The sequence below is a fragment of the Niameybacter massiliensis genome (genome assembly GCF_001282685.1).
GTDB lineage: Bacteria > Bacillota > Clostridia > Lachnospirales > Cellulosilyticaceae > Holtiella > Holtiella tumoricola.
In genome coordinates, this window is record NZ_LN875035.1 from 1,582,805 (window position 1) to 1,607,473 (window position 24,669).

18 protein-coding genes and 10 tRNA genes are annotated in these 24,669 nt (G+C 33.7%); 2 read left to right on the plus strand and 26 right to left on the minus strand.

Annotation, left to right across the window (positions count from 1 at the left end; translation table 11 throughout):
* Positions 1–24 precede the first annotated feature (24 nt).
* From BN2390_RS12795 to BN2390_RS12805, 3 genes are read right to left on the minus strand one after another with little or no spacing between them, the layout of a single operon-like run.
* Positions 25–1,239, minus strand: a complete 1,215-nt coding sequence (locus BN2390_RS12795; RefSeq protein WP_053984740.1) for a radical SAM protein — start codon at positions 1,237–1,239, stop codon at positions 25–27.
* Between the two features lie 12 nt (positions 1,240–1,251).
* Entirely contained in the window at positions 1,252–2,106 is an 855-nt protein-coding gene (locus tag BN2390_RS12800) for a class I SAM-dependent methyltransferase (RefSeq protein WP_053984741.1), read from the minus strand.
* Positions 2,103–2,693, minus strand: a complete 591-nt coding sequence (locus tag BN2390_RS12805; protein ID WP_053984742.1) for a class I SAM-dependent methyltransferase — start codon at positions 2,691–2,693, stop codon at positions 2,103–2,105. Before BN2390_RS12805 ends, BN2390_RS12800 begins: the two co-directional genes overlap by 4 nt.
* 212 nt (positions 2,694–2,905) lie before the next feature.
* Between BN2390_RS12805 and BN2390_RS12810 the strand changes: the two genes are divergently transcribed.
* Entirely contained in the window at positions 2,906–4,627 is a 1,722-nt protein-coding gene (locus tag BN2390_RS12810; protein WP_053984743.1) for a methyl-accepting chemotaxis protein, read from the plus strand.
* Positions 4,628–4,747: 120 nt separating this feature from the next.
* Here the strand turns inward: BN2390_RS12810 and BN2390_RS12815 are convergent, their stop codons facing one another.
* The 4 genes from BN2390_RS12815 to BN2390_RS12830 all read right to left on the minus strand — a co-directional run bounded on the left by BN2390_RS12815 (position 4,748) and on the right by BN2390_RS12830 (position 10,054).
* Positions 4,748–5,416: a nitrite/sulfite reductase domain-containing protein gene (locus tag BN2390_RS12815; RefSeq protein WP_053984744.1), complete on the minus strand. Its 669-nt coding sequence runs from the start codon at positions 5,414–5,416 to the stop codon at positions 4,748–4,750.
* A gap of 268 nt (positions 5,417–5,684) precedes the next feature.
* A complete protein-coding gene (locus tag BN2390_RS12820) occupies positions 5,685–8,153 on the minus strand; it encodes a Xaa-Pro dipeptidyl-peptidase (RefSeq protein ID WP_053984745.1) in 2,469 nt (822 codons plus the stop codon).
* 163 nt (positions 8,154–8,316) lie between these two features.
* Entirely contained in the window at positions 8,317–9,075 is a 759-nt protein-coding gene (locus tag BN2390_RS12825; RefSeq protein ID WP_053984746.1) for a copper amine oxidase N-terminal domain-containing protein, read from the minus strand.
* Positions 9,076–9,229: 154 nt separating this feature from the next.
* Entirely contained in the window at positions 9,230–10,054 is an 825-nt protein-coding gene (locus BN2390_RS12830) for a MerR family transcriptional regulator (RefSeq protein ID WP_053984747.1), read from the minus strand.
* A gap of 79 nt (positions 10,055–10,133) precedes the next feature.
* On the opposite strand from BN2390_RS12830, the gene BN2390_RS12835 reads away from it, so the two are divergent.
* Positions 10,134–11,498, plus strand: coding sequence for an MATE family efflux transporter (locus tag BN2390_RS12835; RefSeq protein ID WP_053984748.1), 1,365 nt, complete (start codon positions 10,134–10,136; stop codon positions 11,496–11,498).
* Between the two features lie 106 nt (positions 11,499–11,604).
* Here BN2390_RS12835 and BN2390_RS12840 read toward each other — a convergent pair.
* The 19 genes from BN2390_RS12840 to BN2390_RS12930 form a co-directional block, all read right to left on the minus strand.
* Positions 11,605–11,676 (minus strand) — tRNA-Gln (locus tag BN2390_RS12840).
* A 92-nt stretch (positions 11,677–11,768) separates the two neighbouring features.
* A tRNA-Gln gene (locus BN2390_RS12845) sits at positions 11,769–11,840 on the minus strand.
* 6 nt (positions 11,841–11,846) lie between these two features.
* Positions 11,847–11,920, minus strand: a tRNA-Arg gene (locus BN2390_RS12850).
* Between the two features lie 4 nt (positions 11,921–11,924).
* A tRNA-Gly gene (locus tag BN2390_RS12855) sits at positions 11,925–11,995 on the minus strand.
* Between the two features lie 37 nt (positions 11,996–12,032).
* A tRNA-Leu gene (locus tag BN2390_RS12860) sits at positions 12,033–12,113 on the minus strand.
* Positions 12,114–12,116: 3 nt separating this feature from the next.
* Positions 12,117–12,189, minus strand: a tRNA-Lys gene (locus tag BN2390_RS12865).
* Positions 12,190–12,217: 28 nt separating this feature from the next.
* A tRNA-Gln gene (locus tag BN2390_RS12870) sits at positions 12,218–12,289 on the minus strand.
* 16 nt (positions 12,290–12,305) lie between these two features.
* Positions 12,306–12,379, minus strand: a tRNA-His gene (locus BN2390_RS12875).
* 4 nt (positions 12,380–12,383) lie between these two features.
* Positions 12,384–12,457: transfer RNA gene (locus BN2390_RS12880), tRNA-Arg, on the minus strand.
* A gap of 4 nt (positions 12,458–12,461) precedes the next feature.
* A tRNA-Gly gene (locus BN2390_RS12885) sits at positions 12,462–12,532 on the minus strand.
* A gap of 93 nt (positions 12,533–12,625) precedes the next feature.
* A complete protein-coding gene (locus tag BN2390_RS12890) occupies positions 12,626–13,144 on the minus strand; it encodes a metallophosphoesterase family protein (RefSeq protein ID WP_053984749.1) in 519 nt (172 codons plus the stop codon).
* Position 13,145: 1 nt separating this feature from the next.
* Complete coding sequence (locus BN2390_RS12895) at positions 13,146–13,745, minus strand: XTP/dITP diphosphatase (protein ID WP_053984750.1); 600 nt, start codon at positions 13,743–13,745, stop codon at positions 13,146–13,148.
* 214 nt (positions 13,746–13,959) lie between these two features.
* Complete coding sequence (locus BN2390_RS12900; RefSeq protein WP_053984751.1) at positions 13,960–16,155, minus strand: N-acetylmuramoyl-L-alanine amidase; 2,196 nt, start codon at positions 16,153–16,155, stop codon at positions 13,960–13,962.
* 126 nt (positions 16,156–16,281) lie between these two features.
* Positions 16,282–17,571: an MFS transporter gene (locus BN2390_RS12905; RefSeq protein WP_053984752.1), complete on the minus strand. Its 1,290-nt coding sequence runs from the start codon at positions 17,569–17,571 to the stop codon at positions 16,282–16,284.
* 172 nt (positions 17,572–17,743) lie between these two features.
* Positions 17,744–19,333, minus strand: coding sequence for a DUF3502 domain-containing protein (locus tag BN2390_RS12910; protein ID WP_053984753.1), 1,590 nt, complete (start codon positions 19,331–19,333; stop codon positions 17,744–17,746).
* Positions 19,334–19,357: 24 nt separating this feature from the next.
* Positions 19,358–20,260: a carbohydrate ABC transporter permease gene (locus BN2390_RS12915; protein WP_330373783.1), complete on the minus strand. Its 903-nt coding sequence runs from the start codon at positions 20,258–20,260 to the stop codon at positions 19,358–19,360.
* Between the two features lie 12 nt (positions 20,261–20,272).
* Positions 20,273–21,199 (minus strand): ABC transporter permease, encoded by a 927-nt coding sequence (locus BN2390_RS12920; RefSeq protein WP_053984755.1) that lies wholly within the window; start codon positions 21,197–21,199, stop codon positions 20,273–20,275.
* A 129-nt stretch (positions 21,200–21,328) separates the two neighbouring features.
* The gene (locus tag BN2390_RS12925; RefSeq protein ID WP_053984756.1) at positions 21,329–23,110 is read right to left on the minus strand and encodes a cache domain-containing sensor histidine kinase; all 1,782 of its coding nucleotides are present in this window, start codon (positions 23,108–23,110) and stop codon (positions 21,329–21,331) included.
* Positions 23,100–24,635 carry a response regulator transcription factor gene (locus BN2390_RS12930; protein ID WP_053984757.1) on the minus strand — a complete coding sequence of 512 codons (1,536 nt, stop codon included), beginning with the start codon at positions 24,633–24,635 and terminating at the stop codon, positions 23,100–23,102. Before BN2390_RS12930 ends, BN2390_RS12925 begins: the two co-directional genes overlap by 11 nt.
* Between the last annotated feature and the right edge of the window lie 34 nt (positions 24,636–24,669).

The following is a 24,669-nucleotide window of genomic DNA, read 5'->3' on the forward strand; positions in this document are numbered from 1 at the left end:
CTGTGACCTTTATACTAAATAATTCTATTCTCCACCTAGTAACCTATAATATTTAGGTACCTTTTCTATACTACATTTCGCACAATTTTTTTTTGCATAACAATCACACTTAGGCTTGCCACAAGCTTGGTGCATTCTTTGCCATATTTCTTCTATAGGTTCCTTTAGCACATTACCATAGCTTGCATAAATAAAATCACATGCTCTAAAATTACCTTTATAATCAATATAACTATGCTGTACACCTGCTCCACACCCATACTGTTCCTCTGATTCTACATATGGAAAGACTGATGTTTTTGGATAGTCTGGGTTATTATTGAAGCATACATGCAGCTGAATAAGTGCCTCTTTTTCTTCTTTTATCAATACCTCATCTTGTTGTTCTTCTAAGTTTCCACATGGGATAGGTTCTACTATTCTTAGTTCATGAATACCTTCTTTTTTCAAAAACTTTGCAACCTCATGAATCTCACCACTTTGTAACATTTCTCTTGTGCAAACCACTTGCCCCATTGTATAAAGTCCTGCATCCTTTGCATGACGAATAGCATCTAATGCAATTTTGTGTGCCCCTTCATACCCCCTCTTGGCATCATGCTCTTGAGCCTTTGTACTATCAAAGCTAATAGCAACACCAAATAGGCCAGCTTTTTTAAGACTTTCTGCTCTTTCCTTTGTAAGTCCATATCCATTAGAAAACATAAGTGTCATACTTCTTTTATCTATAGCCTGTATAATTTCTTCTAGATCTTGCCTTACAAGTGGTTCTCCACCTGTAAACCCTATAATACCTACGCCTAAACGCTGTAATGCTTGTACGATTTGAATCATTTCCTTAGTTGATAAGTCACATTGTGGCTGTCCCATCATTTCACTTGCACTACAATGCCAACAGTTATACATACATCTTTTAGTTACAGCAACATATGTAGAAATAGGTGCAAGCCTTACCCCTTTAACATGGTTAGTATAAAACTCAGCCCCTTCTCCAGGTACATTTTGAGCTATACATTTAAATGATTTACTATTTACTGGTGGTAAAAATGCATTAACGATATACTCTCCATCATGTTTAACAATACGTTCATTTTTAATAACATTTAAAGAACAATTAATTAAGTATTTTAATTTATAATTTGAGTTTTCTTTAAATCTTCTATGCAGATAAAAAAAGTTTTCTACTGCCCCTTTACTAAACAGCATCGGTATTATCTTTATCAATGATTTTAATTCCATATGATCTCCCTCTTACTTTCTAAATACACCCCATACAAAACTATGGGTAATCTGCTTAATTTTTTCTTTTTTTAACTCTATGGCAAGTTGATGTTGAATACTTTCATCCTTTAAATCTATCATACAGTCAAAACCTGCTAAGGCACCTGTATGGGTTACCCACCTTACAAGTTTTCTCATATCGTTAAATTGGAAAATCTGCCTTCCTTGCACTACTTTTATCTCTTCAAAGCCCACACTTCTAAACCATTTACCAAATATATGCTTATTCTTTGGATTAGGTAATGCTAACATAATTTCTTTTATAGCTTTTGGTTGCTTTATAAGTAGCTTAGGATAGACTTTTCTTATTTCAGGCAAAGTCTCCTTTGTATTCACAATCACCCCAAAAGTCCCTCCTGGCTTCAAAATGCGATGGACTTCTTTAATTATCTTATGTGGATTTTGATATTTGATCGCCCAACAACATACAACCATATCAAACCTTCCATCTGGTTGAGTATGCAAGAAACTCAGCATATCTTGCTCATAATATATAGCATGCGCAATCTGTTTTTCTCTTGCTTTTGATAACATGCCTCTTGATATATCTACTAAATGAAAATAAGCATTCTTATATTTTCTAGCCAGTTGTTCACTATTATATCCAGTTCCACATGCAAGATCTAATATACTCTCTACATCTTCATCACTGTTTTCTACTAGCTTTTCTAAAACCTTATCATTATGTACATGCATTATCTTTAAAAAATAGTTTTCATAGTAGTCACTCACTTTTGTATACGCTTTTCCTATGTCTTCATAATGTACAATTTTTCTTTGTAATCCCAACTTTCCTAACCTTTTAATGAGTTCAAAATATTTCATATCTGCTCCCTCTTTTTCCCTTGATATAGCATTTCAAACGAACTTGGTGCTATAAAGTTTATTTCATCAAAATACTTTTCACACAGTTTTCTTAAACCATCTTTCGAAAATCTATGACACTTCTCAAAACACAATAATTCAAAGCACCAGATAATCTTAGCAATACACTGCTTTCCATTAAACTCCCATATCAGAATTTCTCCCCCAGCTTGTAGATACTCTCTGCTAAGTGCAATAATTTCTTCTGGATTCTTTATATGATGTAATGCATCTCTTAGAATTACTCTGTCAAAAGTATTCTTTTTTAATATTCCTTCTAAATCTTGTAGGGTGTTGGCATAAATATGGATATGCTTATTTTTTCTGCTCACTTGATTGATCATCTCCTGACAAGGATCTACAAGTGTTACATCTGCACCCTTATGTTGTAATAAATTAGCTAAAGTACCAGTTCCTCCACCTATATCTAAAATCTTCTTTCCTTTTACTGTTCCTAGATGTTTCAAAATCTCTTCATTGGTATCTAACCGAAACCGCTTCATAAAACTATCATAGATACCTGCATAATTTTTAAATAGATAAGACATGCCTTCTCCTAACTCCTCATTATCACTCTACTATAAATTGTTTCTTATCTCTATTATATCCTTTCATCACCATCGCTTCTAATCTATTTAAAATATTTAATCTTTTTGTAAGAATATATAACATGTTATTTTTCACTAGTACTTGATTTATAAATCTTATAATCATAATATAAGTATGTACTATAATATAAAAATTTAGAAAGAGGAGACCTATGCAAAAACTCAAAGACTTATCACTGAAAACAAAGATCATTACCATTACTTCAGTGATCATATTGGCAATCTGCTTGATTATCAGCAGTATTTTCTACAGCAACATGTATCATCACACAGTCAATATGATGGCAACTGATGCTCTAAACATTGCTCAATCCGCTACTTTATTAATCGATGGTGATGAATTTGAGCACTTATCTCTTAACCAAAATCCTGATTCCCCATTTTATACCCAAGTAAGAGAAAAACTTCAACATCTTAATCTGAATATAGGAAATGGTATGCTTTACACTCTGGCAAACTTAACTACAGATAATTATACCTATATTATTGATGGTAGTGATGCTTACGTAGATTTAGGATATGAACAAACAAAAAATGACTTTTCTAAAGAAGCTCAATTGACTTTTGAAACAGGAGAAACTCATACAAGTGAACCTTACTACGTAGATACTTTCTCCAAATATTATATTTCTGCTTTTGCGCCTATCTTTAATAGCAATAAAGAGGTTGTAGGAGTTGTAGAATATGATTATGAAGGTGATGAATTAACTGCTAATACAAAAAAACTTACCTCTACAATTATCATTGTAACAACTGTATTAATTTTGCTTTCTATTGGTATTAATTATATCATTCTTACTTTCTTCTTTAAGCCAATGCGTTCACTTGTTGAAAGTATTCAATCCTTAGCAGAAGGTAATCTCCTTATTTCTATTGATGCTTCAAAATCAGATGAAATAGGAAAAATTAATAAAGCATTATATCAAACGGTGCATGCTTTAAGACATATGGTTACTGGTATTCAGCAATCAGCTACTCAAGTTTCTCAAACTTCTGAAAGCATTCTTGTTAGCTCAACTAATGCTACAATCGCTTACGAAGACTTAGCACAATCAACTAGTGAAATTTCATCTATTTCAACTCAACAACTCTCTGAAACAAAGAATATAAAATCTATACTCGAACAACTTAACTCAAACATTAATACTATTTCATCTAAAATCAATATTGCTCATCAAACTGCCAATGAAACAATCACACATACCACTCAAGGTTTAGATGCAGTTCAAACGACTCAATCTAAAATGGAAAATATCGAAGAAGGTATTAACCATACTCACGCAATCATCCAAAACCTTTCTACCAATATGGTGAAAATCCAAGGTATTGTAACAACTATTTCAGGTATAGCAGAACAAACTAACCTCCTAGCTCTAAATGCTGCTATTGAAGCTGCACGTGCTGGAGAAAGTGGAAAAGGATTTGCTGTTGTTGCAGATGAAGTTAGAAAGCTGGCTGAAAACTCTAATGTCTCTGCTAATGAGATTGTCGATATTATTGGCTACATTAATTCTCTTACTTCTACACTCTCTACAGCTATTTCTGAATGTGTCGACCATACAAAAGAAGGAAAAGATGCTACAACACATGTACTTAATTCCTTTGATGTGATTAAACATTCAAATCTGGATAATCAACATAAAATAGAAGAAATTAAAGAGACTGCAATGAGCATTGTTACTTCTATAGGTATCATTACTGATAATATGTCTACATTAGGCAATGTCTCTCAAACCATTGATATGAATACAATGAACTTAGCAGCTGTTACCCAAGAGCAAATGGCTACTTCTGAAGAATTTAAATCTATGGCCGAAGTCCTTCGCCAAGAAGCTGAAAATCTTCAAACAAATATTATGAAATTTAAAGTATAAAAAGGTTATTGCAAAATGAATAAGTACTTTTATTAATAGTAAAAAGAGCTCTAAAACTAATTAAATTTCTAGTTTTAGAGCTCTTTTATTCATTGAGACTAATAATTATGTGACAGCCTCTTAGTTAACTTCAACGCCAACTTGTTCTTTAAATGTGTCAAGGCCTACACGGTCAATGTAGTCTCCAAGGCGTTCATGTTTTGCCCCATTATCAGCATATACAGCTACAATTTTATCAATAAGTGTAAAGAGATCCTCTTCTTTTACAAGCGGTACAAGTAGGTCTCCCAATCTTGGTCTACCACCACCTTTACCTCCTACATAAACACGCCATCCATTTTTCACACCAATAAGACCAATATCTCTTGTATGACTATCTGAACAACTATTAGGACAGCCACTTACACCTATTTTAAGCTTATTCGGTAAGTTTTGACCATGATAAATACCATCTAACTTAGCACCAATAGCTACTGAATCATTAAGCCCTCTTTTACAAAATGTAGTTCCTGGGCAGATTTTAACACTACGTACACAAAGCCCAATTGCAGCTCCTGGCTTCATTCCTAAATCTTCCCACACATCATCTATATCATCCTCTTTAATCCCTACAAGGGCAATACGTTGAGCACCTGTTACTTTAAGTGCTGCTACATTATACTTATCTGCTACATCTGCAATTTTTCTTAATTGTTCTGGCGTTACAAGCCCACCTGTTAAGTGAGGTGCTATTGCATAAGTTTCTTTATCGCGTTGAAGCACGGCACCTTTTTCTAATAAATCAGCCATTGTTGTCCTCCTTATATCGTCTTTTTATTAGTATAGCAAGTCTATGAAAATTTATTTATATCAAATTTTCTATCTTTTTTATCTATACTCATATAATAATTATAATTAAATCTCATACTATCTTAAAGTCTATATATGCACTAAATTTCATCTCTTAACAACTCTATTATTGGTACAAACATCTCAATTTAAAATGGAAAATCTTGAAAATACAAAAGATCCCTCTTGTTCGGGGATCTTTTGTATTTTATTTAATTCTTTCACTTCTTTATTTTGCTACAGGAATCTCTAAAAATGTCTCTGCTACATTCACTGTAAAGTGAGTTGTAGTAAGTGGTCTCATTGTATACTCAGCATCTGTAGAATATAAAATAAGCCCTAATTTATGCCCTGCCTTCACAGTATAATCCATAGGTTGCATATCTACTGTAAATGTATATTCTGTACCTGGTTTAATCGGATCTACACGATAAGGTGCCACACGGTTTTGCGCATCCATCCAACCACGTGAAATGACTTTAAATGTAGATGGCTCTGATTCCATTACAAAGTCTACTATATCATCTGACCCAGCATTACCACCATAGATAATGCCATTTGGTACAACTACTTCTGTGTCAATTGTAGGTCTATATTCTGTTCCATAATCTACAAGCATTGCACTAATAATACCTGTTGACTGATCAAGTGCTGCTTTAAGTGTTACATTAATTGTCCCACTTATTCTCATATCTTCCTTTAAAGGTTCTGTTACATAAGCTAGACGATCAGCTCTTGCCTCTTCTGGAGTACCTACTATAGTTTGTCTCCACGCTAATCCATCTTGAACTGCTCTATCATATCCTGATATTGAAAGATTATCTACAAAGCTTTCCTTCTCCGATTTAGAAGAAGGATTAGTTGTTAATGCATGTATTTGACCTCCATTATTTAAATAAAGTTTTAGAGTCTCACCTTTAACTGGCCAGTTATCAAATGTTTCAAATTCTAAATTTGTATTGTTTTGGATTGTTACAGGTGCAATGTCTTCCATTACGTTATTATCAATCTCATAAAGCCAGTAATCAAACCAACGATTCATCATATCATTAAAATCAATACCTGCTAAATTATTGATACTAATATGTTCACCTTGATGTAATACCATTTTACGTGGTACATCATTTTCTTCTAAAGCTTTCCAAAGCATATCAAATTGTTTACTCTTTACATTCCAATCATTTAAACCATGTACAATAAATACACTTGCTTTAATTTGGTCCGCGTTATTTAAATAATTTCTTTCATCCCAAAATACATTGTAATCACCTGTTACACGATCTTGTTCCATACGCATTTGATCCATTGCACGTTCAAACACAGCTTTTACACTACTATAATCTTCTGGATCAAACATTCTACTCATACAATAAATAGCTAATAAGTCTGTATCATCACCTTGCCATCCTTCACCAGCTAAGTTTAATCCATTTGTTCTGTAATAATCGTACCAACTACTAATCGCTGCTACTGGTACAATTGTTTTAAGTCCATCAACACCTGTTGCAGCTATACCAATTGGTAAAGTTCCTCTATAAGAACGTCCTGACATTCCTACATTTCCTGTAGACCAATCCGCTTTTACTTCTATATTATCTGTTTTATTTGTAAATGCACGTGCATCTCCATTTAACCAATTGATAATGGCTACACCTGCTGCTATTTCATCTGCTGATCCTGTATCTACAATCCCTTCAGAGCCAATACTTCCAAGCCCACCAGCTGAAACAACTGCATAACCACGTGCAAAGAAATAATCATACCATCCATCAAAATCAAACTTCTCAAGTTGTCCATGTTCAGCTTGTCCTGCTATCTTGCGTGGTGCTGGAAGTTCTTTTTCTTCTGGTTTATAAGTTACATCTCCAAGAGTTGTTTCTGTTCTTTCACTTACTGTAAGGTCTTCATCTACGTTATGTAGATCATATAAATCGTCATTTGTTCCACGCTCATATGGACTAAGTTCAAATACAACTGGTACTTGCATCCCTTTTTCCGTTTCAGCAGGACGTTTAATCCAAACCTCAACTAAATCAAGTTTTCCATCAAAATCTGTATCTGTTTCTACTTCTACATATACTTTTTCATAAATCGCTTCATCGTGCTTAAAAATAGGTTGAGTTTTGCCATCAAAGACTAAAGCCTCTGGGATATCTTTATTGGTGTTATAATCACTCAAGAAACCATCTGCTAATAAAATCTCAAAGTATTCATGACCTTCTTTTGTTTTAGACTTAAGGCAATTATTTAATACTCTTGCTAAATCTTGATGTGTAAAGGATTTACTGTGAGTTGGCGCAAGACCTATAGCATCAGCAAAAGTAATCACTGTCTCTTCATTAAAATCTACACCTTTCTCATAACCTAATAACTGAAGAAAAATTTCATAGAACTCTTTTTCAGATATTGGTTTAGAATGAGCTAAATGAGCCATTAACTCCTTATATTTGCCATCTAATGAGATACCTAGTTTCAATAAAATAGCATGTAAGTCATTACCCGTTACTTTCTTTTGGGCAAATTGAGCTGTTAGCCCCTCTTTGTCTCCAACTATTAAGCCAATATTATTCATAGCCAACATATCCTCACTTATTGATTGCTCAATACTGGATACATTTTGTCTTTCACTTGCATACACTACCGGAAAAGATGAAAAAGTAAGTGATGTTACAAGTGCTAATAATGCAAATTTTCTCATGATGTCTCCTTTATTTATGTTTATTTTTATATTTTAGTCCAAATAATTATATCATCTATTCTATTTATGTACACATTTTTTATAAACTTAAGTATATTTTTTTAAGTAAATATGCCGTTATAGATACTATTTCATCTATAACGGCATATTTGCTCCATTAATTTTATTTTTTTAATGTAAACACAAGTTTCTGATCCATTACTACCCAATCAGCAAACATCGAAAAATACTCATACGGTACATAAACACTACCTTCTATAAACTTCGGTGCAACGCCTACACTAAACGGTGCAGACATTCCTATTGCTTTTACACTATAGTAATTATACAAATCTGTTCCTATCTGCACTTTGGATTCTATCTCATCATTGTTAAGTGTAGCTGTATAAGTATCTGCATCCCATGTTACTTCAAATCCCATTGCTTCCGCTACATCTCGCAAAGGTAGCATGACTTTCCCTCTATAATATTCTATTGATTTTACTTCTACTACTTTCTCATCTATTATAACTTGTTCTATTAATTTTTCTTTTAAAATTTTATAGACCTGCTCCATATTGATACCATTATTCTTTTTAGCTTTGTCTAGTATCTCTACTTTCTCTTCTATGAGCATGTCTTCTAACCATATTTCCATTGGATATTGAGTCAAATCAATCAACCCTAATTCTTGTGCCTTTTGCATAGCAGACATTGCATAGTGTGTATCCATTATAAGTGGTAATTCTCTACCTGTACCTGCTTCAATTAAAATAGTTATAAACTCTGCCCTTGAAATAGGTACTTCTATATTTATTAAATCTGTTGATACTGGTTGGCTTACAGGAACATTAATAGGTTGAATAATTTCCGCTGCCCATACTGGCATAGCAAATGCCCCTATACATATTGTTAATACAGCCAATAGACTTTTCTTCTTCATATCTAGTCCTCTCCAATTCCCATTCATTTTATCACTTTAGACGTATACTTCCCTAAAAAAGTTCTCTATTTTAATTCATACAACAAGGTAGGTATTACTACCTCTATTATACTTATTTCAAAAATGTCATATGTTCAGGAGTAACGATTAAATTTTACCTTTCTTGAATCTGTATAGAGGCTTTGATCATATAATCATTTTTCTCTTTTGCAGCTACTGCATCTACCAGCACATCCTCATAGGCATTACCAATAATACATAAATTATGTGCCTTAATGTACTTCATTATCTTATCATACAATAAGGGTGTCTTATCATAATACCCTCTTATATATCCTACTACATACAACCCTTTAGGTTTAATCTCTAATTTCTCATTTCTCTGATGTCTATCTGTCTTAGTATAGTAATAGTCATATTTATAATAATTACTCTGCTCCAATTTTTCCTTTGTAAGCATTGCCCCTACAGGATATCCTATAGCTAGTTCATTTGCATAGCAATAATCTAGATGAGCCATATAATTTTCCATATCGTAAGGTTCTTTTGTCCCATCTAATGAATTACTTAAGATAAGGCTTTCTTCTTCTTGCTCTTGTATTATTATTTGCTCTGTATAATGAAAGCTATCATGTAATGTTTTTATTTTATTCCCTATCATTTGTTTAGTACGCTGCAATTTTTTTATTTCTTCAGTAATTTTATTAGTTTCAAATTCAAATACTTCAAGAACACTTGTAATATTCCTTGTATCTATAAGTCCCTTTATTTCTTTAAGAGGCATGCCTATATCTCTAAGCGCAAGTATGAAATCAAATACTTCTAATTGATATTCTGAATAGTATCTATACCCATTATCCAGAATCTTATCTGGTTTAAATAAGCCTATCTCATCATAATGAAAAAGTGTTTTCTTATTAACTCTACATAACCTTGCAAACTCACCCGTAGAAAAATACTTTATTTTATTATCATTCATATTAAATCTCCTTATTGACTATCCAGTAACAGGATACCTTATTATACATTACAGACATTATTATTCCAAGGAGGATTGTATGCAGAATGCGTTACAAAACAAAGTTTCTTTTCTATCACTTATAAAATATACCTTCCCCACTGTAGTCATGATGGTATTCTTCTCTCTATATACCATTATAGATGGTATGTTTATTTCCAGATTTGTAGGAGCCAATGCCTTATCTGCTACCAACATTGTCTATCCCATTATTAGTATTTTAATAGGGATAGGAATTATGTTTGCTACTGGTGGGAGCGCTATTGTAGCTAAATATATGGGTGAAGGTAAAAATGACGAAGCTAAAGAAAGCTTCTCTCTTATTACCTTAAGTACTTTAATCTGTGGAGGGATTGTAGCAATACTTGCTCTCTTTTTTATTAAAGATATTATTTATGCTTTAGGTGCTACTGATTTATTATATTCATATGGACACAATTACCTATTTACCATGCTTATTTTTACACCTTTTATCTTATTAAAAGTGTATTTTGATTATTTCTTAGTCACAGCAGGGGCACCTAAATTAGGGCTTATTAGTTCTGTAACTGGAGGCATAGTCAATATTATTCTAGATTATGTATTCGTTGTATCTTTTAACTTAGGCGTTACAGGTGCAGCTCTTGCAACATGTATCGGTTATGTGCTGCCTTCCATCATCGCTATTATCTATTTTACAAAAAAGACAAATACTCTTTATTTCGTAAAACCAAAGTTTAATTTTAATGTTATCAAAGATAGTTGTATTAATGGATCTTCTGAAATGGTTACTCAACTTTCTTCAGCCGTCACAACTTTCCTTTACAATGTTACAATGCTTAAATTTTTAGGTGAAGATGGCATTGCTGCAATTACAATTATTTTATATATTCAATTCTTACTAAATGCAGCATACCTAGGCTTTACTTCTGGCGCCTCACCTCGTATTAGCTTTAATTACGGAAGCCAAAACAAAGAACAAGTTCAGAAACTAATTAAATATAGTTATATCATTATATTCATTTTCTCTATTAGCTCTTTTGTCATAGCCCGTGGCTTATCAGAAGCACTTATTGCCACTTTTACAGCTAAAGGAACGAGCTTATTTGATATTACTTTAAATGGTTTTATTATCTTCTCAATAGGATTCTTAGTTAGTGGATTAAACATCTTTACCTGTGGTATGTTCACCGCTTTTTCTAACGGAAAAGTTTCTGCCCTGCTTTCACTGCTTAGAACTTTTATATTATTTACATTGGGCATTGTAGTTTTACCGTTCCTATTCCACATTAATGGTGTATGGCTTGTTGTACCCTTTGCTGAATTTTCAACTTTAATATTCTCTATAGTATTCTTATATAAATACCGTAATCAATATATGTATGATAATCTCTTTTCTAACAAAGAAGCTTTAGATATACTATAATTTTTATTACCTTACCAAATATAAATTAAGTGATTTAATTTAAATACTTTATAAAAAATAGAGGTTAAACTACTCAACTGAGTAGCTTAACCTCTATTTTTTATAACTGGGCTGGAAGGATTCGAACCTTCGGATGCAGGAGTCAGAATCCTGTGCCTTACCGCTTGGCGACAACCCATTATGTTTGACTTTTATAATTTTATCATAAATTTTCTAAAAACTCAAGAGAGCAAAAAAAATCGACTACCTTAGTAGTCTTTTTTCTTCATACAGGGCTAGGAGGATTCGAACCTCCGAATGCAGGAATCAAAATCCTGTGCCTTACCGCTTGGCGATAACCCTATATAGCGTATCCACAGGGATTCGAACCCCGGACCCACGCCTTAGAAGGGCGTTGCTCTATCCAGCTGAGCTATGGATACATAAAGCGGGTGATGGGAATCGAACCCACGTGGCCAGCTTGGAAGGCTGGAGTTCTACCATTGAACTACACCCGCATAAATTGCTTCATGTATAATATTAAATTTTAAAAGATGCGGGTGAAGGGAGTCGAACCCCCACGCCAATGGCGCTAGATCCTAAGTCTAGTGCGTCTGCCAATTCCGCCACACCCGCATATGAGCCACCGGAGGCTCGAACTCCGGACCACTTGATTAAAAGTCAAGTGCTCTACCAACTGAGCTAGTGACCCAAATTTAATTGTTTGTCCTACTGGACAGCAGGGCTAGGAGGATTCGAACCTCCGAATGCAGGAATCAAAATCCTGTGCCTTACCGCTTGGCGATAACCCTATATGTAAAAACTAAGGGTGGAGAATGGGAATCGAACCCACGGCCTCCAGAGCCACAATCTGGCGCTCTAACCAACTGAGCTATCCCCACCATACGTATCCACAGGGATTCGAACCCCGGACCCACGCCTTAGAAGGGCGTTGCTCTATCCAGCTGAGCTATGGATACAAAGAGCGGGTGATGGGAATCGAACCCACGTGGCCAGCTTGGAAGGCTGGAGTTCTACCATTGAACTACACCCGCGTAAAACTTTTAGTTTTTACACCGTCGGCCTCAACCGACAAAATGTATTATACATAAATAAACACTCTACGTCAACACCTTTTTTATTTTTTCTTAAAATCTTCTAGAAACCCTTGATTCATCAAGCATTTGTAAGAGTGCAATATCCATAATACGACTATTTTTAATCTCAATCATAGCAAAAGATGGTACTGTGCTATCTTTTGGTAAAGTCATACTTCCTGGATTTAAAAGGGTAATGCCATTTTTTGTTTCTTTGTGGGCAATATGCGTATGACCAAAAATAGCAATCTTTGCATCATAAGCCTCTGCATCAATCCATAATTCCTCATAATCATGCTTTGCATGTTGCTGATGACCATGAGTAATCATAATCGGTACATCATCAATGTGCACCAAAATAGTATTTTCTATACCATAAGAAGAAAAGTCGCAATTCCCTGGCACTTTATAGACCGTTAATTCTGGATATATCATTTCAAGACGTCTAGCATCATCTATACAGTCTCCACAATGTATAATGTGTGTAAGATCATGTGATAAATACATTTCTATTAAACTTTCCACATGGCCTGTACGAGCATGTGTATCACTTATAACAAGTATCTTCATATTATTCACCTAAATATTCCATTAGTTTTACCTTCATAGCTTCTAAAGCTTTTGCACGGTGACTAATTTTATTTTTTTCTTCAGCTGAAAGCTCTGCTGTGCTCTTTTTAAAATCATTAATAAAGAAAATAGGATCATATCCAAAACCATTTTTGCCTTTTGCTTCATGTCCAATATGCCCTTCTATTGTAGCAAGTGTTACCATTGTAGGGATATTCTTCCCTGCTGCTGCAATAGCGCATACGAATCTTGCTGTTCGCTCTTCATCCTGTATATCTTTAATACGATCCAGTATAATCTGATTTTTAACTTCATAAGGTGTATCCTTCCCTAAATAGCGTGCTGAATATACACCTGGCTCTTTGTTTAAACAGTCAATCTCAAGACCTGAATCGTCTGCTAAAATAATAGCATCTGTATAAGCAGTTAAAGCTTCTGCCTTAATCACCGCATTCTCTTCAAATGTTGTGCCATTCTCTTCAATATCTATATCAATCCCTGCTTCTCCCATAGTTAATACTTCTACAGGAAGCCCCTCTAAGATTTTCTTGATTTCTTTTACTTTTCCTTGATTTTGTGTAGCAAATATAATTTTTTTCATTAGTTTACCCTCGTTAATCTATTTTTATATTGTTATAAACAAATTTCTTAAATATATTCTATTGTAAAGCTAAATAATCTATTTGTGAAGTCTAGGTTCCGATTCAATCAGCTAAATTATAGTCCCTTTCAACCTCTCCATTCTATAAATTAAATATTCTTTGACACACAAAAAAGGAGTCATTACACTTCGTGTAACAACTCCTTCCAATTTCTTATCTAAATGAGATTGTATTAAACATCTCGATAATCGCATTTCCTACTGCTCTTGCATAAGTTTGATTAAAGCTACTACTTGCTAATAGAGCTGCCTCTGTAGGATTAGAAATAAATGCTCCCTCTAATAATATAGCTGGCATTTTGCTTGTATTAAGTACAACTAAATCTGGTCGTGATTTAACACCTCTATTGTAAGTTCCACATTCAGCTATAATATGATCTAGTGCAATTTGAGCCATTTGTTTACTTCTGCCATCTGTTGTGCTTGGATAGTAAAGTACCTCTGTCCCTTTACTTGTTGCTGTATGAGAATTATTATGTACGCTAACAAACATATCCGCTTCGATTTCATTTGCCATATTCGTACGATCTCTTAACCCTGGATAGGTATCTTCTTCTCTTGTCATATAGATCTTAATATCGGAGTTTGCCTGAATATAGTTCATAATGGCTAATGTCTGAGTTAAGTTAACTGTTTTTTCAACTACCCCATTACCACTACTTCCACCATCTGTTCCACCATGTCCTGCATCTAGCACAAGTATCTTTCCATATTTCTCTTTTGGTTTAACCAATTCAATCACAAGCTTATCATCTTTTTTACTTAAGTTAACAGCTCTTATAGTCTGCTCTTCGATAATAAAACGTGTTGTTGTTCTATTTTCTACTGTCAACGTTGAGACTGCACTATCTCTAATAGTCCATTTCCCTTCACTAAACTGACTAGAGTAGTTATCTCCTAAATCGATAACTAATTTCTTCTCTCTATATCTATCATCAACAGTGATATCGCTTATACTAAAACTTGTTGGCATAGTAATTTCAAAGCTTGGTCTATATTCTCCTGTGTATTCAATAAACTCAAATAGTGGTTTGCTAAAGCGTATGATTGTATTTTCTTTTACAATTTCTGTTGTATGTGTAAATTTCACATCATCTTGTAGATTAATTGTAATTTTTACGTTATTGCCACTTTCCGTTGCATATACACTATCTATGTAATTGCCTCTAACACGATTCCACTCAACATCTTCTACTAAACTTGTATTTGGTAAAGTCACTATAAGCTGACTTGCATTTTCTTCTATTGTCATCTGACTTGGCGCAAATCCTTGAATTCCTAAATATTCACCTTTTAAATCTTCTCCTACTGCAAGTGCAGGAATTTCTTCTTTTGAAAGTTGAATAATAATGTCTGTACGATCATCACTTAGGCTCACAAGAGCCTCTGCTCCAGATGTTAAATCTAATACAACACGCGTTTTATCCGCTGCAAATTGACTTGTACGGATTTGTTTAACATAGCTATTGCTTGCTACTTGAACTGTACTACCTAATTGATTCTTACTATTTTTAATATCAATAATAAGCTTACCTTCTGAGCGACTTACTTCAAAATCACTAATTGGTGTACTTGCTTCAATCATACATGTTGCATCATTACGTCCACCTAATACTGTAGCACGGTCAATTGTTGTCATATTGTAACTTGCTGCCGCTTTATCTACAACTAACCCCGTACTATCTCCTTCATAAAACTGCTTAATTCCATCTACTGCATTTTCTAATTTATTACCTATAGCTGGTAATATAGGTGTTGGCTTACTTTCTGGCTTTTCTTCCGGTACTGGATCTGGCGTTGGCTCTGGTTCAGGTGTCACTTCTGGCTTAGTCTCTGGAAGTGGCTCTGGGTTATTACCACCATCTGGCTTTGTGCTACTTTCTGATACGTAAACTGCACGTTCATCTCCACCTACCCATTTTACTTCTAATCCAATATTCTCCCCTATAAATCGTAAAGGCACCATAATCTTATCATTAATAATCTTAGCTGGTACATCTAGCTGAACATTTTTACCATCTAACCATACTTCATCATTATCTGGCTCTAAAATCATGAGTGAGTCTTTATAACTTACATATATTTTTCTTTCATAACTTTTCCATTCTACCGCTGCTCCCAATGGTTCAAATACTTCACGAGCAGGTACTAATACACGTTCATCTATTTGGACAGGAGGCATAATCTCTGTCTTTTTTTCCTCCCCATTAATATAAAGTGTAATTGGTGGTAAATTGTATTGATGTGTTTTTCCATCATAAGTTAATTCCATAGAACTTGCATATATAGGGCTAACGCTCATTAAAGCAATAACTGTACTAAGCACTAACTTCTTCGTCGTTTTTTGCATGGTCTCCTCCTAAAAATGTCAACATTTGCTTCTAATCTATCCACATTATAGCAAATTTTTTAGGGGTACATACATTTTCTTTATACTTCTTAACAAACTTGTAATAATTTATAATCTCCACAATTTTCAAGTCGTTTTATCCAATTTATTGAAATCATAGTTCTCTTGTTCTACTTCCTTTTCCTTAGGGATACACAAGATACAGATAAACGCAATACTAATTAATCCAGTCAATACCCCTAATGCTGTCTGCCATACCATTTGCATATTATCATGAGGTAGTTTATCGTATACGACACCAATAAGTTGAGGAACTATCGCCCCCCCTAAAAAACCTGCAAAGTTTACTACTGACATAGTAATACCTGCATATTGCTTAGGATGGCGTTCTTTCGCATAGGCCCAAGATACAACAAAACTTGTTGCGGTAAGACCTAAGATAAAAAATACTATATTGAGTACAATCCAAGGCATAGGAATAAATACAACTATCAACCAACATATTAATTGCATACCACCAAATAAAATCATTGGTTTTCTTCTACTTTTCATGGTATCTGAAAGCTTTCCAATAATGATTCCACCTACTGCTACTCCCAGGGTAATAAAACTCATAGCATTAGCTGCTGTTGTTTTACTAATTCCTTTATATAAATCTTGGAACATACTTACTCCCCATGTCCCCGTTAATGCCATTGTTGAACCAAAAGTTAAAGCATAAGCTATCATAATAGGATATAATGCTCTATCTTTTAATATTTTTTTGATAACCTCCCAAATTCGAGACCATTCATTACATTCTACATTCATTTCTTCTACAGGATTTACAGGTTCTCTTTCTTTAATAAAACACCACCCTAATATACCTAGTATCAATGTGATTCCACTAATCATTAAAAATGAATTTCTCCAACCTATAAAACTATTCAAATAAGCTAATGGTGCCATGGCTAAAATTGCGCCTAAGTTTCCAATAAAAGAAGTACATCCTGACATAGTTCCAAACTTCTCCTTTGGAAACCATTCTGCAATGATTTTAAGAATACATACAAATACGACTGCCACGCCAATACCAACTAGGAAACGACCTATAAATGCTACAACAATATGTGGTGCACAAGCAAAAATTAAACTGCCTACTGTTGCTAGCATGGTTCCCATTGTAATCGTTTTACGAGGTCCTAATGTATCTGCTAAGATACCTATTGGTATTTGCATAAACATATAGGCGTACATATACATAGATCCTAACAGTGCAAAAAGACTCCCCGCTTCTTCACTATTCGTTAATCCAAAAGCCTCAAACATTTCATCTTTTACTACACCTGTAGCTACCCTATGAAAAAAGACAATGACATAAACACAGGCAGCAATTCCCCAGATCATATAAGCCTTATCCTTATTTTTTGTGTCCATAGTATCTCCCCTTATAGCTTATCACTTTTTTCTATTATACAAAGTGGACAGGAGTGTTGTCTATTATTATTCAGAAAATACGCTTTATTCTCTTATATAAATCTAACTACAAAAATAGAAGCTACTACACTTGTATGTAATAGCTTCTAACCTATTTATACTTTACACTAATTTACTTATTTAAACCTTCAGCGTACTCTTTGAATTTTATAGCCATTTCTTTATATACGTCTTCTGAACCTGCTGCTTTAAGCTTCTTTTGCATTTTAGCAATATCACCTGCTGGATCATCTGTAAAGCCTAAGCAAAGTAACTTATAGTCAGAAGCAAAGATATCACTCATTGCAGCTACTTGGTTCTTAACAGGATCACTATTAAAGTTAAAAGTTGAATACTCATTAGGAGATACTGCCGTTTCTAGCCATTTGTTGTAGAGTTCTGAATAATTAGGAATACCACCTTTTAAGCGTTTCCAATAAGCATCATTACGAATCCCCCAGTTACAATTTGCATCATAACCATAATTTGCATTAGCAGGTAATAAAGTAACTGTACCATCTCCATTATTTGTATAGTGTTCACCTTCAATACCATAACAGAATAAATCATGAATTTCTTCATCATTTCTCAATAAATCTAATGCCATAAGTGCTCTTTCTGGATTCTTAGATTTTGAGAAAATACTCATTCCATTTCCCATAAAGGATACAAGTGTAGCAGGGATCTCATCCATTGCATCAAATACTTGAACTTTCCATTCTGGATGTGCTTCATTGACAGAAGAGTACTGGCTTACAGCTGTATTTAAGTTCATAATGGCTGCTGCACTTCTACCAGATGCAAAGCTTTCACGATTGTCTGTTGTATTAACAACTGCACTCTTGCTCCAGTATCCTTTGTCTTTCCAATCTTTTAATTTGGTAATAACATTAAGGAATTCAGGATTCTCGCTTACATGTTTTACTGTGTAAGATTTATCTCCTACTGCCATGGAGCCACTTAATTGCCATGGTCCTACACCTGTAACTTTACCATAAACCTCTTGATTCCACATTCTATCAAACATAAATGTTGCATCATAATCTGATCCAACATCCATAGGGATCAATTGAGGTTCATTTTTAGCAATTGTATCAAGATATTTTTCTAATCCCTCTAACCCTGTTACATCTGCTACACCATATTTATCCATTAAATCTCCACGTGCCATATAAACATAACCTGATAATTCTTTATAATTCATTGGTAACATATAAACTTTACCTTCTACCTTTGCTTGTTCCCAAGCTTCTTTATAAATTGTAGAAGCTGTCATCGGTGCATACTTTTCTAAATTTTCTTGTGTAATTTCATAGAATCCTTGTTTAACGGCTTGAGAATTATAAAATGCCCAGTCTGCTGAATAAATAATGTCAAACTCTTCTCCTGAAGCGAAAAGAAGCGGATACTTTTGTTCATATTCTCCCCAACTCATAAATTTCACATCTAATGTTGCATTAATCTTTTCTTTTAATTTTTCATTAATCATTCCAAATACTCTATCAAAATCAGGTGTACGATCTCCTAATAGGTACATGGTCAATTTAACTTCTTTTGAAAGATCAATATCAGGTTCTTGGGTCTTATCTCCTTCTGCTAGTTGATTTATTTCCTGATTCGGTGTAGGTTTTGTACTTTCCGTCCTACTACTACACCCTCCAAGTGCCATAGATAACATTAATAAAACTGAGATAACTCCTGACAATAATTTTTTTCGATGCATAACTGTGCCCCCTTTATTTTTTCATTAACCTTTTACTGCTCCTATTGTAACGCCTTTAATAAAATACCTTTGCAAAAATGGATAAAGTAATATAATAGGTCCAATAGCAATAACTGTCATAGCCAGTTTCATCGGTTCACTCGGTATAGATGCAACGACAATACCACTTCTTGCTGCAGCAGCTTGCAAAGCACTTGCCTTGGTCAAAATATTATTTAAGTAATATTGAAGTGGAAACATCTTTTCATTATCGATAAAAAGCATTGCATTATACCAGTCATTCCAGTAGTTAAGTGCTGTAAAAAGTCCTACCGTTGCCATACCTGGCTTACAAAGTGGCAAAATAATTTTGGCATAAATCGTAAAGTCTCCTGCTCCATCTAATTTAGCACTTTCATAAATAGAATCTGGTATAGACTTCATATAACTCTTTAGTATAAGGAGATAAGTAACATTTACAACAATGGGTAAAATCAAAGATAAGAAGTTATTTTTGAAATGGAGATACTTGATACATAAAATATACCAAGGTACTAAACCTCCCCCAAAAATGGAGGTAAAATAATAGAAAAAGGAAACTTTGTTACGGTATTTAAAATCTTTACTATTTAAAACATAAGCTGCCATACTCATCATCAATAGACTACTTATTGTACCAATCACTGTAACACCAATGGTGACCGCATAAGCATTTAAAAGTGCACCTGGTGCTTTAAACAAAATTTCATAGGCTTCTCCTGAAAAACTTTTTGGCCATAGCCTGTAGCCATCTAGTAAAATAGATTCTTGTGTTGTCAATGAACCTACAATAATAAGCCAAAAAGGTATGGTACAGTAAATAGTAAGCACGGTTAAGAACAGATAGGAAAACACATTGAACATTTTACGATCTAGTGATGTTGGTACATTTTTAATTTTTCTTTTCATCATGTTTCCCCCTTAGAACAGTGAATAATCTGGTTCTACTTTCTTAACAATGGTATTGGCAATCATAATAAGGATGAACGAGAATACTGATTGATAAAAGCCTACTGCTGCTGTCATACCATATTCTTGCATACTGAGCATAGATCTTGTGACATACGTATCAATAACATCTGTGGCTTCATAAACCATAGGGTTATTACCTGTTACTTGCCAAAACATTTGGAAGTCCCCTTTCATAATGGTTCCAATTGCAAGTAAGAATAAAATCACAATGGTTGGTCTAATACAAGGTAAAGTAATATTCCAGATTTTCTGCCACATGGTTGCACCATCAATACTTGCTGCTTCATATAGTTCTTCATCAATACTCATAATACTTGCCAAATACATTGTTGTAGAGTAGCCTACTCCCTTAAAGACACTCGCCGCTGCCAGTATGGGTATCCATGCTGCCGGGTTTGAATACACATCAATCGGTTTCTTTCCAAAGGCCTCAAGCAATGTATTAATAGCCCCAAACTCATAGTTAAATAAACTATAGATAAAAGCACCTACTACAACCCATGAAATAAAATAGGGTAAAAACATTAAAGATTGTGTCAGGCGTTTAAAAAACTTATTAGTCAGTTCTGCCAATAAAATTGCACACATAATAGCAAAAAAAGTTCCAAGAATAAGAAATAAAATATTATAGAGAATAGTATTTTTTGTAATACTCCAGATCTTACCTGATTTAATAAAAAACTCAAAGTTATCAAATCCTACCCATGGACTTCCAAATATGCCATCATGATAATTAAAATTTTTAAAAGCTAGAACTATACCACCCATGGGAATGTAACACATTAAGATAAGAATCAGCGCACTTGGCAGTAACATCAGCCATTTGGTCCTGTTAACTTTTAAATCATAAAATATGCTGTGTTTTTTTTGTTTCACTGTATTCTCCCCCCCTCCTTTACTCTTATTATACGATTCTCTGCATAGTAAATTAACGGGATTATTTTTAGATAAGTAGAATTTTTTGTGTTGTTATAAACAAAAAAAGGTTACTCATAAAGCAACCTTTTAGTCTAATATTTTCGGAATACGCAATGTAACAATCGTTCCACTATCTATTTTGCTTGTACATGTGATACCATATTTGTCTCCATAGGCTAGTTTGATTCTTTCGTGTACATTTCTTACGCCATAACCACTCCTTTGTTGTTCCATAGACTTATCAAAACTAAAATGTTTCTTAAAAGTCATTTCGCTCATACCAATCCCATCATCTTGTACATTCAAGCAAATGTCTTCTCCTTCTTCTAGCACCGTTACTAAAATCATGCCTTCTCCGCTTGCCTTCTCAAAAATACCATGTATAATTGCATTTTCTACAATAGGCTGAAGAATAATTTTAATCACTTTATACTGCATAAGCTTTTCATCTGCTTGTATCATTAGTTCAACCCGTTGATTGAACCTTAAATTTAAAATTTGTACATAGAGTTCTACATGACGGAGTTCTTCTTTAATACTGATACAGTCTCTACCACGACTTAAGGAAATTTTGTAAAATTGTCCTAATGCTTTTACCATGGTTACAATTTCAGGAATTTCTCTATCTATAGCAATACAATTAATAAGATCTAGGGAATTATATAGAAAATGGGGATTAATCTGGGCTTGTAACGCCTTCAGCTCTAGGCTCTTAATTGCTTTACCTGCCTCTTCTTTTTCCTGCATAAGGATATTGATACGTTGCATCATATTATTAAACGCTTGCATGGTCACACCAATCTCATCTGTACCCTCTGCTTGAATCGTAATACTCATATCTCCTTCTTCAACCTTTTGTATAGACTGTGTAAGCTTAATGACACGATTAAGCGTTAAGCTAGATAATGCATAGGCTATACAATATGCCATACCGCCTACCACTATCACAAGCAACAATAAACTGACTATTAATCTTGTTATCTCTCCATATACATCTTCATAAGGAATGACACTTACCATATACCATTGTGTATCTGAAATAGAGGCATAACGATAGAAATATTTTTCTTTACCAATGAGTGTTTCATGCCACTGTTCCTGTGTTTCATTACTCATACGCAAAAATAAAGTGGTATAAAAACCTTTATCAAAGTGCTTATTAGAGGTAACTAACAAGCGATTTTGCTCAATTAAAAAAAAAGAACTATTTTCTGTAACAGGTGTCCTTATTGCTAAATCCATAAAATATTTTTTGCTAATCTCTATGCGCAGTACTGCTAAAATCTCTGATAAATCACTAGGGTCATAGAGCAATCTAACCATAGAAAAACATTCTTTCTCTTCTTCACTCGTATCTTGAAATAATTCTGGATCAAACCAGTAATTTACCTTTTTCGACTCACTTGCCTTCACAAACCAATCTTTATTTTGGATACTTTCTAGCTTAAAAATTTCTTTATTTTGCCCTGCATAGATACTTTCATTATTAACATAGAAACTTATTTTTTCTACATTTGTAACATCTCTAAAATGCTTAAAAATCTCTACAAGTGTCTTACTATCTATCAACTGATTATAGATTGGATAGCCTGACAAATCAGTTGTTGCCATACGATAAATCAACTTATTTTTAGCTAAGGTATTCATCATTTCATCTATCTGTCTAAAATTTTCTTCCATCATAAACTGAGTATTACTAAATGTCTTTGTTGCTGCAGATAAGGTTTGATCATGCATCATATAGGATAACTTGCTAAAAGTTACTATGGAAAAGCATCCAAGGGGTATAAGAAGTAAGAAAAAATACATGCCTAACAATTTATTTTTAATATGACCATTATAAAGTTTTTTCCCTAACCTATATTTCATCCTCATACGCCCAATGCCTTTCTCTAAATTGCTTTGGTGTAATCCCTGTTACTTTGCTAAAAACTTTTGTAAAGTACTTTCCATCTGCATAGCCTACTTTATAAGCAATATCATATAGTTTAAGTTTTGGATTTTTTAGCAATTCTTTTGCTTTATCAATGCGTAGCTGAGTAAGTGCTTGATTAATGGTTATACCTGTTTTCTTTTTATACATGACACATAAGTAACATTGTGTAAAATTAAAATAATTTGCCATATCTTTGATGCTAAATTCAATTTCTTGATAATGCTCCTCCAGGTATTGATGCATCTTATAAAAGGGATCATCTACTTCAGTAGGTGCACGTTGTACCATTTCAAAAAATTTGCGTAGTGTTTCTTTTACAACACCTGCTGTACGATATAAAGTTTCTGACTGATTGAGCCTATGTATTATTTCTCTTCTTTCTAGTTTAGAGCTTAACATTCGTGACTCTACTTCTTGTAAGACATAGAAAATTAATTTAAAGTAGACATTTTTAACATAATTAATTGATGTTCCATTGGAATGTTCAAACTGATTATAAAGCGTGTGTAAGAGCATCATCAACTCATGTTCTCTTCCTTCTTTTAACTCATGTTCAAAAGTATCAAATAACTCATGTTCAACTTCATAAGCTGGTTGTGCTGCTTGAACAACATAGACTTGATTTTCTTTTTCAAAGAAACACCTATTTATCCCTTCTCTTACAAATTCGCAGGCCTCTTGCAAATCAGATAACCTAACACTCTGGTTAATAATCGATATAAAAATAAGTCCTTCCTTATTAATCTCAACCATTTGACTGACTACACTCTGAATTTTTTCTTTAAATTGACTCCATTTCTCTCCACCTTTTACAATTAAAAACAAAATACCTACCCTATCCATACTTTTAATACAAGATTCTTTTGGAAAATTATACGTTAAAATTTCTTGATAAGCTAAATACTCATTAGAAGGCATAGCAACATGTAATTTAAACGCAGCAATATAATAATTAAGATTACTTGCAAAACTCGGTTTTGCTTCTAGAACAAGTTTCACAAAATCTTCTTCATTTAGAGTCACCTTGGTCATAAGTTGTTCCTCTAACAAATTCGTCTCCATTTTAAATACACGGATCTTTATTTCTTGTATTAGCTCTGTCATTAGCTTTGTAATATCTTCAAGGTCAATGGGTTTTTCTATAAAATTAGTGGCCTTAATTTGAATAGCCGTTTTTAAATATTCCTTATCTGCATAAGCACTTAAAAAGACAAAACAATTATCTGGTTGTTCCTTTCTAATTGCTTTTGCCATTTCAATTCCGTTCATATGTGGCATCTTAATATCACTAATAATAATATGAGGCTTGAGTTCCCTAGCTAACTTTAAGCCTTCCATACCATTTTCAGCACTATATACCTGCTCTACCCCTAACTGTTGCCACGGAATATGTTTGACTAAAATCTGTCTTGTAGCACCTTCATCATCTACAATAAGTACAATGATTGATTGATTCATGCTCAACACTCCCTTTAATCTATAGCCCTTTCCA

Excerpts from the sequence above, each read along its gene's own strand:
- BN2390_RS12820 (WP_053984745.1), bottom strand. The coding sequence starts at position 8,153 with ATGAGAAAATTTGCATTATTAGCACTTGTAACATCACTTACTTTTTCA.
- BN2390_RS12815 (WP_053984744.1), bottom strand. The coding sequence starts at position 5,416 with ATGGCTGATTTATTAGAAAAAGGTGCCGTGCTTCAACGCGATAAAGAA.
- BN2390_RS12910 (WP_053984753.1), bottom strand. The coding sequence starts at position 19,333 with ATGCATCGAAAAAAATTATTGTCAGGAGTTATCTCAGTTTTATTAATG.
- BN2390_RS12890 (WP_053984749.1), bottom strand. The coding sequence starts at position 13,144 with ATGAAGATACTTGTTATAAGTGATACACATGCTCGTACAGGCCATGTG.
- BN2390_RS12925 (WP_053984756.1), bottom strand. The coding sequence starts at position 23,110 with ATGAAATATAGGTTAGGGAAAAAACTTTATAATGGTCATATTAAAAAT.
- BN2390_RS12810 (WP_053984743.1), top strand. The coding sequence starts at position 2,906 with ATGCAAAAACTCAAAGACTTATCACTGAAAACAAAGATCATTACCATT.
- BN2390_RS12895 (WP_053984750.1), bottom strand. The coding sequence starts at position 13,745 with ATGAAAAAAATTATATTTGCTACACAAAATCAAGGAAAAGTAAAAGAA.
- BN2390_RS12905 (WP_053984752.1), bottom strand. The coding sequence starts at position 17,571 with ATGGACACAAAAAATAAGGATAAGGCTTATATGATCTGGGGAATTGCT.
- BN2390_RS12900 (WP_053984751.1), bottom strand. The coding sequence starts at position 16,155 with ATGCAAAAAACGACGAAGAAGTTAGTGCTTAGTACAGTTATTGCTTTA.
- BN2390_RS12800 (WP_053984741.1), bottom strand. The coding sequence starts at position 2,106 with ATGAAATATTTTGAACTCATTAAAAGGTTAGGAAAGTTGGGATTACAA.
- BN2390_RS12915 (WP_330373783.1), bottom strand. The coding sequence starts at position 20,260 with ATGAAAAGAAAAATTAAAAATGTACCAACATCACTAGATCGTAAAATG.
- BN2390_RS12805 (WP_053984742.1), bottom strand. The coding sequence starts at position 2,693 with ATGTCTTATCTATTTAAAAATTATGCAGGTATCTATGATAGTTTTATG.
- BN2390_RS12830 (WP_053984747.1), bottom strand. The coding sequence starts at position 10,054 with ATGAATGATAATAAAATAAAGTATTTTTCTACGGGTGAGTTTGCAAGG.
- BN2390_RS12930 (WP_053984757.1), bottom strand. The coding sequence starts at position 24,635 with ATGAATCAATCAATCATTGTACTTATTGTAGATGATGAAGGTGCTACA.
- BN2390_RS12795 (WP_053984740.1), bottom strand. The coding sequence starts at position 1,239 with ATGGAATTAAAATCATTGATAAAGATAATACCGATGCTGTTTAGTAAA.
- BN2390_RS12835 (WP_053984748.1), top strand. The coding sequence starts at position 10,134 with ATGCAGAATGCGTTACAAAACAAAGTTTCTTTTCTATCACTTATAAAA.
- BN2390_RS12825 (WP_053984746.1), bottom strand. The coding sequence starts at position 9,075 with ATGAAGAAGAAAAGTCTATTGGCTGTATTAACAATATGTATAGGGGCA.